This window comes from Bradyrhizobium sp. AUGA SZCCT0182 (assembly GCF_018130185.1).
Taxonomy (GTDB): Bacteria; Pseudomonadota; Alphaproteobacteria; order Rhizobiales; family Xanthobacteraceae; genus Bradyrhizobium.
The window spans coordinates 41,368-52,256 of record NZ_JAFCLY010000060.1 but is presented as its reverse complement, the minus strand read 5'-3'; the positions used below and the strand labels follow the sequence as shown (position 1 = coordinate 52,256).

General features: G+C 64.2%; 9 protein-coding genes. 5 read left to right on the top strand and 4 right to left on the bottom strand.

Annotation, left to right across the window (positions count from 1 at the left end; all coding sequences use genetic code 11):
* Positions 1-499: 499 nt before the first annotated feature.
* The 4 genes from JQ611_RS37790 to JQ611_RS37775 all read left to right on the top strand — a co-directional run bounded on the left by JQ611_RS37790 (position 500) and on the right by JQ611_RS37775 (position 5,148).
* Positions 500-1,312 carry a UDP-2,3-diacylglucosamine diphosphatase gene (locus tag JQ611_RS37790; protein WP_192737752.1) on the top strand — a complete coding sequence of 271 codons (813 nt, stop codon included), beginning with the start codon at positions 500-502 and terminating at the stop codon, positions 1,310-1,312.
* Positions 1,309-2,364 carry a glycosyltransferase family 1 protein gene (locus tag JQ611_RS37785; RefSeq protein ID WP_212468327.1) on the top strand — a complete coding sequence of 352 codons (1,056 nt, stop codon included), beginning with the start codon at positions 1,309-1,311 and terminating at the stop codon, positions 2,362-2,364. The genes JQ611_RS37790 and JQ611_RS37785 overlap by 4 nt, the downstream gene beginning before the upstream one ends.
* 53 nt (positions 2,365-2,417) lie before the next feature.
* Complete coding sequence (locus tag JQ611_RS37780) at positions 2,418-3,407, top strand: threonine/serine dehydratase (RefSeq protein WP_212264234.1); 990 nt, start codon at positions 2,418-2,420, stop codon at positions 3,405-3,407.
* Between the two features lie 226 nt (positions 3,408-3,633).
* On the top strand, positions 3,634-5,148 hold the full coding sequence (locus JQ611_RS37775; RefSeq protein ID WP_212468326.1) for an outer membrane protein: 1,515 nt from the start codon (positions 3,634-3,636) through the stop codon (positions 5,146-5,148).
* 70 nt (positions 5,149-5,218) lie between these two features.
* Here the strand turns inward: JQ611_RS37775 and JQ611_RS37770 are convergent, their stop codons facing one another.
* The 3 genes from JQ611_RS37770 to JQ611_RS37760 all read right to left on the bottom strand — a co-directional run bounded on the left by JQ611_RS37770 (position 5,219) and on the right by JQ611_RS37760 (position 8,457).
* The gene (locus tag JQ611_RS37770; RefSeq protein ID WP_212468325.1) at positions 5,219-6,763 is read right to left on the bottom strand and encodes a caspase family protein; all 1,545 of its coding nucleotides are present in this window, start codon (positions 6,761-6,763) and stop codon (positions 5,219-5,221) included.
* A 114-nt stretch (positions 6,764-6,877) separates the two neighbouring features.
* Positions 6,878-7,231 (bottom strand): ADP-ribosylation/crystallin J1, encoded by a 354-nt coding sequence (locus JQ611_RS37765; RefSeq protein ID WP_212468324.1) that lies wholly within the window; start codon positions 7,229-7,231, stop codon positions 6,878-6,880.
* Between the two features lie 5 nt (positions 7,232-7,236).
* Entirely contained in the window at positions 7,237-8,457 is a 1,221-nt protein-coding gene (locus JQ611_RS37760) for a hypothetical protein (protein ID WP_312012369.1), read from the bottom strand.
* A gap of 235 nt (positions 8,458-8,692) precedes the next feature.
* On the opposite strand from JQ611_RS37760, the gene JQ611_RS37755 reads away from it, so the two are divergent.
* Positions 8,693-9,892 (top strand): MFS transporter, encoded by a 1,200-nt coding sequence (locus JQ611_RS37755; RefSeq protein WP_212468322.1) that lies wholly within the window; start codon positions 8,693-8,695, stop codon positions 9,890-9,892.
* Here JQ611_RS37755 and dgcA read toward each other — a convergent pair.
* Positions 9,862-10,869, bottom strand: coding sequence for an N-acetyl-D-Glu racemase DgcA (gene dgcA / locus JQ611_RS37750; RefSeq protein WP_212468321.1), 1,008 nt, complete (start codon positions 10,867-10,869; stop codon positions 9,862-9,864). The genes JQ611_RS37755 and dgcA overlap by 31 nt on opposite strands.
* Positions 10,870-10,889: the final 20 nt, after the last annotated feature.

Here is a 10,889-nt window from a genome sequence, read left to right as displayed (position 1 = left end):
AGCCATTGCGCAGGGAAGGCCGGGTGTTCTCCGCTGCCCTGTATGCTCGTGTGCACTTTGTTTTGTGCAAACCGCACACGAGACCGCGGGTGCAGCGCGCACCCGGTCTTCCCTGCGCCCTCATTTTTGGAGGGCAAGGAGTTTCTGGCAAAGCTCGGGCGCAATGCGTCGCGAGATCGCGAAGCTGTATCCACGTCGTCCCGGCGAAGGCCGGGACCCATAGCCACCGAAGTCAGCGATTGAAAGAAAGTCGTCGAACATCGTTTTTCAAAACAAGCGCCGCGGCGTATGGGTCCCGGCCTTCGCCGGGACGACGAACCAGTTAGCGATCCGATGTGCGCAGCGCGGGCGAACTCCGTAAATCCACGTGACCTGCCGTCGTTTCACTGTCGCATCGCGCTGCTATCCGCTTTTGCAGGGGCGCGTCATCGATTCGCGTGGGGCTATCAGTCGCGTCGGTTGTCATCGCCCTGTCACAGGGATCTGTTAGGTGCACGGCATGGGTAGTGACTCCTCGAGTGAAGAGAGCCCGGAGCGGCGCTTTCGCACTTTGTTTATCTCCGACGTCCATCTCGGAGCCCGCGGCTCGCAAGCCGACCGGTTGCTGGACTTCCTCAAAAGCCACGACGCCGACACCATCTATCTGGTCGGCGATATCGTCGACGGCTGGGCCCTGAAGTCCAACTGGTACTGGCCGCAATCGCATAACGACTTCGTGCAGAAAATGCTGCGCAAGGCGCGCAAGGGCGCCAAGGTCGTTTACGTGCCCGGCAATCACGACGAGTTCCTGCGCAACTATTACGGCACCCATTTCGGCGGCATCGATGTGGTGGAAAACACCATTCATGAGGGCGCCGACGGCAAGCGCTATCTCGTCATCCACGGCGACATCTTCGATCTGGTGGTGCAGAACGCGCGCTGGCTCGCCCATCTCGGCGACAAGGCCTATGATTTCGCCATTCAGATGAATCGCCTGGTCAACTTCTTCCGGCGCATGTTCGGCGTGCCCTATTGGTCGCTGTCGCAATGGGCGAAGCTGAAGGTCAAGAACGCGGTGAATTATATCGGCGCATTCGAAAAGACCCTGGCCGGCGAAGCGCGGCGTCACGGCGCCGATGGCGTGATCTGCGGCCATATCCACTACGCCACCATCCGCGACGAGCACGGCATCCGCTACATGAACTGCGGCGACTGGGTCGAAAGCTGCACCGCGCTGGTCGAACACGAGGACGGCCGGTTCGAAATCATCACCTGGGCCGATCCGCAGCGCCGGCTGGCGCCGGTTCCCCGCGTCGCGGCGCGCGCGGCATGACACATATCCTGGTCGCGACCGATGCGTGGCATCCCCAGGTCAACGGGGTGGTACGGACGCTGACCATGATGGCGGAAGCCGCCAAAGGCTTCGGCGTCGACGTCAGCTTCCTGACGCCGCAATCGTTTCGCACCTTTGCGATGCCGAGCTATCCGGATTTGCAGCTCGCGCTGCCTTACCCGGCGAAGATCGCGGCGTTGATCGAAGCGGCCAAGCCCGACAGCATACACATCGCGACCGAAGGCCCGATCGGCCTTCTGGTTCGCCGCTATTGCCGCAAGCACGGACTGCCGTTCACCACCAGCTTCCACACGCGCTTTCCGGAATACGTCTCGGCGCGCTCGCCGATCCCGGAAAAATGGGTCTGGCGCGCGCTGCGCTGGTTTCACCGGCCGACCCAGGCGGTGATGGCGGCGACGCCGGCGCTTGCAGCTGAATTGCGCCAGCGCGGATTTCGCAATGTGGTGCTGTGGTCGCGCGGCGTCGACACGTCGCTGTTTCATCCGCGCACCGCCGACCTCTGTCTGCCGCAGCCGGTGTTCCTCAGTGTCGGCCGCGTCGCGGTCGAAAAGAATCTCGAGGCGTTCCTCGATCTCGATCTGCCCGGCACCAAGCTTATTGTCGGCGATGGCCCGGCCCGTGTGGCGCTGGAGCGGAAATATCCGGACGCGGTATTCCTGGGCGCCCGGCATGGCGAGGAACTGGCGGAGATCTATGCGGCCGCCGACATCTTCGTGTTCCCCAGCAAGACCGACACCTTCGGCCTGGTGCTGCTGGAAGCGCTTGCCAGCGGCGTGCCGGTTGCCGCTTTTCCTGTCACCGGTCCCCGCGATGTGATCGGTGCGGCGCCGGTCGGCGTCCTCAGCGACGATTTGCGCGCCGCCTGCCTCGACGCGCTGCAGATCTCGCCGCAGGCCTGTGTGGAGTTCGCCGCCGCCCACACCTGGCAGGCCTCGGCGCGGGTTTTTGTCGACCATGCCCTCAATGTCCGTGCCCCAGGCCCCGAAGGCGAGGTGGTCGAGTTTGTGGAAGACCCGCATTTCGCCGCCTGACTTCACCGGATTGCGTCTTGCCGGCCTGTCCACGGACGCGATACAAAGTCGTCATGACGGATCAAGCCTCGATGGCACCGATTGGTGCCGCAGATATCGATGCGGCGGCGCGGGTGGTTGCGCCCTTTGCGGTGCGAACGCCGCTGTTGTCGTTCCCGGTTCTCAACGAGCGCGTCGGAACCAAGGTCTTTCTCAAGCCGGAAATGCTGCAGCGGACCGGTTCTTTCAAGTTCCGAGGCGCCTTCAACAAGCTCGCCTCGATCCCGCAGGCCGAACGCGGCGGCGGTGTGGTCGCGTTCTCGTCCGGCAACCACGCCCAGGGCGTGGCGGCGGCGGCGCAGATCCTCAACATGCAGGCAACCATCGTGATGCCCAAGGACTCGCCGCTGACCAAGCGCGAGCGCACCAAGGGCTATGGCGCCGAAGTCGTGCTCTATGACCGCGACAAGGAAGATCGCGAGGCGATCTCTCAAGATATCGCGCGCAAGCGCGGCGCCACGCTGGTGCGCCCCTATGACGATCCTTTCGTGATCGCCGGGCAGGGCACTGCGGGCCGCGAGATATCAGAGGATATGGCCGCGCTCGGCCTGACGCCCGATATCGTGGTGGCGCCGGCTTCCGGCGGCGGACTGATTGCGGGCGTTGCGACGGCCATCAAGGCGCGCTTTCCGCAATCGACGCTCATCGTCGCCGAACCCGAGGGCTATGACGATCACGGTCTCTCGCTGCGCGCCGGCCATCGCGAAGCCCATCATGCGGCCGATCGCACCATCTGCGACGCGCTGATGGCCGCGATCCCCGGCGTGATGACGTTCTCGATCAACAGCAAGCTGCTGGCCCAGGGCGTGGTTGCCTCCGACGCGGAAGTCGGGGCGGCGGTGGCCTATGCCTACCGGGAACTGAAGCTGGTGGTCGAACCCGGCGGCGCCGTCGGCCTCGCCGCGTTGCTGGCCGGCCGGATCGATGTGCGCGGCAAGAACGTCGTCATCGTTCTCTCCGGCGGCAATGTTGACGCCGACCTGTTCGCCAAGCTGGTCGCGTAGACGGGTGCGACCGGACGCCGCAGGTCGCGAGGGTTCAGCCCGACCTGACAGCGAGAACTGCCTAATCCCGTGATTCCCGAGCGCTTGCGCCTTAGTCCAACTGGTGGCCGGCCGGAGTCCAACCCATTGCTGTGGTAGTGTTGCACCGCAGGTACATGCGAGTTCCCCAAATGTAGGTACGTTGTTCCCGCTAAGGAACAGCTGAACGAACGTTGTGGAGCTTGGAATGAATATCCGGAAGTGCGGTCTGTGGATCTCGGCGACGGCGCTCGGCGCGATGATCCCGTTTGCAACCGCCCTGGCGGCCGATATGCCGGTGAAGGCCGCGCCGATCGTGGCTGCGGCTTATGACTGGTCCGGCGTCTATCTCGGTGTGCACGCCGGTTACGGCGGCGGCATGAAGGATTGGGATGCGCGCAACGCCGATTTCGTCGCCCGCGGTTTCCTCGCCGGCGGTCAGGTCGGCATCAACAAGCAGATTTCAAGCTTCGTGTTCGGCCTCGAACTCGACGGTTCATGGGCCGACATCAGTGGTTCGCAGTTTGTCAGCGTCGGCAGCGCGGCGCTTGGCATCACCAGTTCCCAAACCGCCAGATCGAAGATCGACGGTCTCGTCACCATTGCAGGCCGGGCCGGCCTTGCGGCCGATCGCTGGTTCGTTTTTGCCAAGGGTGGCATCACCGTGGCGCACGAGCGTCATTCGGTCGATGCTTCCGCGACTGGTTTTGGCGCCACCGGATCGGGTGCGGCCAGCGGCAACGAGCTTCGTTATGCGCCGATGGTCGGCTTCGGCGCCGAATACGCGCTGGGCGGCAATTGGTCGGTCAAGGGCGAGTACAACTACATCCATCTGGACACGACGACGCCAACGCTGAGGGGCACCGCGACACAGGGCGGCGGCGTCACCACTCCGTTCAGGGTCGATGCTCAGATCGAAGAAGCCATTCATGTCGTCAAGGTCGGCGTCAATCATCGCTTCGGCGGCGTTGCAAAGGACCCGTCCTATGCGCCGGTGCCTGCCGCGCCGGGCACCAACTGGTCGGGCGCCTATATCGGTGCGCAGGCGGGCTATGGTTTCGGCCGCAAGCAATGGCCGGACCTCGGGCAGGCCGTCGCTATGACCAACCTGCCGCAGTATGACATGACGGGTTGGCTGGCCGGCGGCACCGTCGGCGTCAATGCCCAGGCCGGGCGCTTCGTGTTCGGCGTCGAAGGCGAGATCCTGGGGACAGACATCAAGGGAAGCCAGGCGATTGCGCTTGCCGCTCCTGGTGTCACCCAGACCCTCAACTATGACAGCAAGATCGACTGGCTCGCGCTCGCAACCGCGCGTGCCGGCTTCGTCGTCGGCGATCGCCTGATGTTCTACGGCAAGGGTGGCCTTGCGATCGCGCAGGAGAAGCACAATTTCAGTTTCGCCACGGTTGCCGTCCCGGGTCCGGGCAATATCGGGGCTAATGTATCCGCGAAGGCCGTGCATACCGGCGTGGTGGTTGGCGCCGGTGGTGAATACGCGCTCGGCAACAACTGGTCGATCAAGGCGGAATACGACTACATCAAGATGTTCGCGCAACAGGTCACGGCCACCGGCACCGTGAATTTCAACATCCCGGGCGTGCTTGTCGGTACCGGCGGCGCGGCCTTCCAGGGCAGCAAGCTGACCCAGGATCTGCACCTCGTCAAAATCGGCGTGAACTATCACTTCAGCCCGATGCCGACCGTGGTCGCCGCGCGCTACTGATCGGCGCCGCGGAAAAACTCATACGAAAAGGCCCCGGCATCGACCGGGGCCTTGTTGCATCATTGCCCTATCAGCGCCTGAATCCGCCGCCGCCAAACGAGCGGCCACCGCCAAACGAACCGCCGCCACCGAATGAGCGGCCACCACCGAACGAATGCCGCGAGTGAGCAAACGAGCTACGCGAATGGTTCGCGGCGAAGCGATGGCTGGAGTGGCTGTGGCTGTGCATGCCGCCGCCCATCCTGCGCGGTCCGCGATCGTGGAATCGGCTTTTGCCCTGCATGTGATTGGCATGGGCGTGGGCGTTCATCCCTGAGGAAGTGTTCGTGAACTTGCCCGGCCTGTGGCCGTTCATCGAGGCGGATGCATTCATGCCCTTTGCCGATGAGGCCAGGGATGGCGCCCGATGGCCGTGCGAAAAGCCATGTCCATGGTGGCCGGCATGCTTCGACAGGCGGTTGAACTGCATCAGCGGAACGTGTCTCGGCTGCGCTTGCAGCCTCAATGCTGTGCGCGCATACGGACTATCGGGGAAGCGGTCGCGGAACGACCTGTAGCCGCCAGATGTGTTCGCGAGCACCGCCTTGTGCCACGCATATGACTGCCGCCAGTTGCCGAGCAGCACGCGGACGCGATCGGACAGCGGGTCGGACGGATACAGCTGAATGAATTCCTCATAATGTTCGGGCGAACCTTCCGACAGGACGTAATCATAGGCCTGACGCACCGAACGCGAAGGCAGGTTCGACGCCATCTGAACCACCGGGCCGCGATCGGGCGCGCGGGTTGCCGCAACCGCCGTGTCGCCGAAGAAATAGAAGTCGTTGGTCAGCGACGAGCTTTCCCATGGCGTCTGCCGGCCGCCGGTGGCGTTATTCACTTCGAGACGAACGCGCTTGAACAATTGCTCGATCGGCAGATTGGGCTGCCGCGCGATGTTCAGGAAGGCGGACGTATAGGGGCTGTGATTGCCATCGCCATCATGGGCTACCATGCCCGGCGCCGTCGAATATCCGACGATCGAGCCGGCCGGCGCATCGACCATCGCAAGGCCGCGCCCGGAATCGTCGACGTCGGGAAAGGGATTGTTGCGGCAGGCGTCGAGCACGACGATCCGCGTCCGGCTCGTGATGGTTTCCAGCGTTCCCATCAGGTCGACCAGGCGCAGCGAATTGCTGTCGAGATCCGACAGCTTGGAAATTTTCGCGTCGATCGGCAGCAGGTAATTTTCGCCCTCAAGCTGCACGCCGTGCCCGGCATAATAGATCATGGCGACGGCATTGGGTCCGCGATTGGAAACCCGGTCAACAAAATCCTCCACCGCCTTGATCATGTCGCTGCGCGTCAGATCGGTCGCCGCGGTGACTTCAAAGCCCGCCGTGTTGAGGAGTTGCGCTACCGATCGCGCATCGTTGCTCGGATTGGCGAGCCGCGGCGCGATCTGGTAGTTCGCGTTGCCGATCACGAGGGCGACCCGCTGCTCGGCCGGCAGCGATCGAACGCCGTCGCTGATGGCAGCGTTCACCGCCTCTGCAAAAGCGGTGCTGGTGTGCGCCAAGCTCAGCAGGCTGCCCAGCAAACCGGCGCAAAGCGCCAATGATTTGAACCCTGGCATGGGTGTCCTCCATCCAATCTCAAGGCGAGATGTCCGGCGGACAGGCTAGATTGAGGTGGGGGTGCTGTACGTGACCTTGGTCACTTAGTTCCGTTACGCAACGTGAACCAGATTTCAGGGGAAGCTGCGAACAACCTCGATCGTACCGACGATCGCGGCGTTGAAGTCGTTCAGATCCTCGGCCGGAATCCCGTATTCCAGGTGAGCTTGTCCACCAGCGTCCTTGATATCGTAGCGATCGATGAAGCTTCGCCTCACCTTGAAGCGCGTCACAAATCCGGAACCGCTCGCTGGAACGTTCCAGTCGCGCGCAATTTTCACCGCGTATTCCTCAGTGAGGACAGGGTAGAAAATTGGCTGTTCAGGTAGCCGCGGAGGGAAGGCCCGCATGCCGGTCTGCCGGACCAGTTCGAGCTCTCGCGGGCCGACTGGTCGCCAAAGGGTCAGTGTCTCATCGTTGCCGGACATGTGACCTACGAAAAGAACGCGATCTTCTCGGCCTGGCTCATGCGCCGGATCGGGGCCAGCGGATCGTTGGCCGCGACAGGTCTGCGTACGATGCCGCTTGCGATGATCGACGAGCCGAGCGAGACTTCCAGCGCCGGTTCCGGCATGGCTGCGGCGGGCTGAGGCGGTGGTTGAACCGGTGGCGCGACCGGTGCGGACATCATTGGCTCGGGCAATGCAGCGACGATTTCGGGCGGGGCCGGAAGCGGCTCGACAATCTGAGCCTCCTCAACAATCGGGTCAGCAAGCCGGGTTTCCTCAACCATCGGCATTGCGACGTGGGCTTGTTCGATCTCCGGTTCGACGAACTCATCGTCGTCGATGGGATCGGGCGCGCCCATCTCCATCGCGATCATGTCGAGGACCGCCTCGTCATGAGCGTCGGCAGCTTCGGCGGTGAGTTCAATCCCGGCCGTCTCGGCGGTTTCGACTTCCTCCAGCGCGGCCTCGGCCTGGGAGACCACGGCTTCGGCGACCACAGCTTCGGCGACCATAACTTCAGCGACGACGGCTTCGGCGGCCGGAGCTAAGGCGAGGGTCGAAACGGAACTGGTTGCAGCCTGGGCTTCCGATGCGGGTGCTTCCTCGATGACCTCGGCGACCGCCGGGGACTCATCCTGCGCCACCGGGGCGGGCGCGGCGACATACGCCTCAGCAACTAGCGCCTCAGCAACTGGCCTCTCGGCAACCGCCGCCTCGGCAACCGGGGCGGGCGTCTCTTCATCGCTGAATTCTGCGATCCGTCCGGCAAGCGAAGCGAACGCGGCCTCCAATGCGGCCTTGGCCTCGTCGGAGGAGATTTGCTCGGCGCCCTTCTCGATGACCTGAACCTGCGAATCGATCAGGTCGCAGATTCGGCTGTCATTGCCGATTTCCCGCAAGCGCCAGGCGATCTCCCGAATCACCCGCGCGCCCTTGCGCACCGGCGCCAGCTTCTCGTCCAGCGCCAGTCCGTCGATCGCCCCCATCGCCGAGGTCTGCGCCGCCTCCAACGCCCCGCGAATCGCAATCAAGGCCTCAACTAATTTGGCCTCGGCGAGGCTATTGTCTGCGACGGCGTCCGCCGCCGCTCGCTGTGCGTTGGCAGCTTCGCGCTGTGCGTTCGCAGCCTCCCGCTGGATCGCGAGGCTCTCTTCCTTCTGCGCGGCAAGGCTTTGCTCGATCCGCGCCACCGCATCGAGCACCATGCTGGTGTCGGCGTTGCGGTTGCGCTTGGCGTACTCGCCGAGAAACCAGCGGCCCCGCGAAGTCTCCATGAAGGCTTCGCTGATTGCAGCATAGTCTTCCTCGCCCGGCAGCGCGGCGCGTGCTGAGATCGGCGAAAGGGCGAATGCTTCGTCGGCCATGCTAAACTCTTCGCGCAAATCACCGCGCGTTGCGATAACGAAACAACACGATATCGGGCGAATCGCAATTGAATTGATGCCAAGCGAATCACAAATCCCCATCGCATCTCAAGGCGCATCGAAGCGATTCGCGGCGCGGCTGGCGCTGTTCTACGGCGCGACGTTCGGGACGATGGGCACCCATCTGCCGTTTTTCACGCTGTGGCTGAAGTCGGTTGGCATCGATGCCTCCTGGATCGGAATCATTTCCGCGGTTCCTGCGGTGACGCGCTTTACCGTGCTGCCGTTCGTGACGGGTGCCGCCGGGAGGCGCTATTCGCTGCGCGCGGTCCTGATCGTCACCGCGACCGCCACCGCGCTCGGCTTTGCGGTGATCGGCACGCAATATCTGCCGCTCGCAGTGTTGCTCGCTTATGCCGTGACCTGCTGCCTGTGGACGCCGATGGTGCCGCTGACGGACGCCTACGCGCTGGGTGGGGTGGCGCGCTATGGCCTGAATTACGGACCGCTAAGGCTGTGGGGCTCGGCGGCCTTCGTGGTGGGCGCGTTGATCTGCGGTCTGCTGGTCGACTTCATTGCGGCTAGCCAGCTGATCTGGGTCATTGCGGCGATGGCGGCGCTCGGCGCGGTCGCGAGCCTGGGGCTGCAGCCGCTGGACCGGCCAAAACCGCCAGCGACCGCGGTGCTTGGCGCGAGCGCCTTGCTGCGAGATCCCGGTTTCCTCGCCATCATTGTCGCGGCCGCCCTTATCCAGGGCAGCCACGCCGCCTATTACGCCTTTGCTTCCATCACCTGGCAGGCGTCCGGCCTGGACGGGCTGACCATCGCCGGCCTGTGGGTGCTGGGCGTGCTCGCCGAGATCGTGGTGTTCGCGCTCTCGCCGCGTTTCACGCTGGCACCTGCGCTGCTGGTGGTGATCGGCGCGCTCAGCGCGGTGGCGCGCTGGCTGATCACCGCGCAGGAGCCCTCGGTCGTGGTGTTGTCCCTGGTGCAGCTCGCGCATGGCCTGACCTATGGACTGACGCAGGTCGGCATGATGGGTCTGCTGGTGCGTCACGTGCCCGGCCATGTGATGGCGCGCGGGCAGGGCTATCTTGCGGCCTGCGGCGGCATCGTCAGCGGCACGGCGTCGGTGGTGTCGGGATTGGTCTATGCGGGCTACGGGCAGCGGGTCTATTACGTGATGGCGGCGATGGCGCTGCTGGCTGCGATCGTGATGTGGCTGGCGCGGCACCGCCTCGCGCGTCAGCCCCAGAGCGCGGCTTCCGGTGGATAGACCAGACTGCCTTCGTAGCGCAGTCCATCGACTCGGTCGTGCGCCAGCAATAGCGGGCCGTCGAGGTCGACGAAGCGCGCGTGCTGCGCCAGCAGCATTGCGGGGGCCATCGCGAGCGAGGTGGCAACCATGCAGCCGATCATGATTTCGAAGCCGAGTGCGTGCGCGGCATCCGCCATATCAAGCGCTTCTGTCAATCCGCCTGTCTTGTCGAGCTTGATGTTGACGGCGTCATAGCGTTCGCGAAGGCCGTTGAGCGAGGCGCGGTCATGCACGCTTTCGTCGGCGCACACCACGATCGGCCGCTTGATGCGCGCCAGCGCGGCGTCATTGGCGGCGGCAAGCGGTTGCTCGACCAGCGTCACGCCGAGTTCCGCGCAGGCGTGCAGGTTCCGTTCGAGGTTGTCCGAGGTCCAGGCCTCGTTGGCGTCCACGATCAATTCGGATTCGGGGGCAGCCTTGCGGACGGCAGCGATCCGCCTCTCGTCGCCGTCGCCGCCGAGCTTGATCTTGAGCAGCGGGCGGCGCGCGGCCTTGGCGGTCGCTGCCGCCATCGCCTGCGGCGTTCCCAGCGAAATCGTGAAGGCGGTGGTGCAGGCTCGCGGCGCCGGCCGGCCGAGCAGGGTCCAGACCCGCTGGCCCCTGCTTTTGGCCTCGAGGTCCAGCAGCGCGCAATCCAGCGCGTTACGGGCGGCGCCTGCTGGCATCGCAGCCTGCAGGGCCGTTCGGTCCAATCCCCTGGACAGCGGTTCCTGCATCGCCTGAAGGGCAGCCAGGGTCGCTTCCGCCGTTTCGCCATAGCGGGGATAGGGAACGCACTCGCCGCGCCCGGTATGGCCGCCATGGCTGACTTCGGCCACGACGGTAACCGCTTCCGTCTTGGCTCCTCGGCTGATGGTGAACGAGCCGGCGATCGGCCAGCGTTCAATGCGGGCAACAAGCTGTCGGGCAAATTCTTGGGATCGGCTGGAAGTCATTTTAAAATCTGGCAATTTCT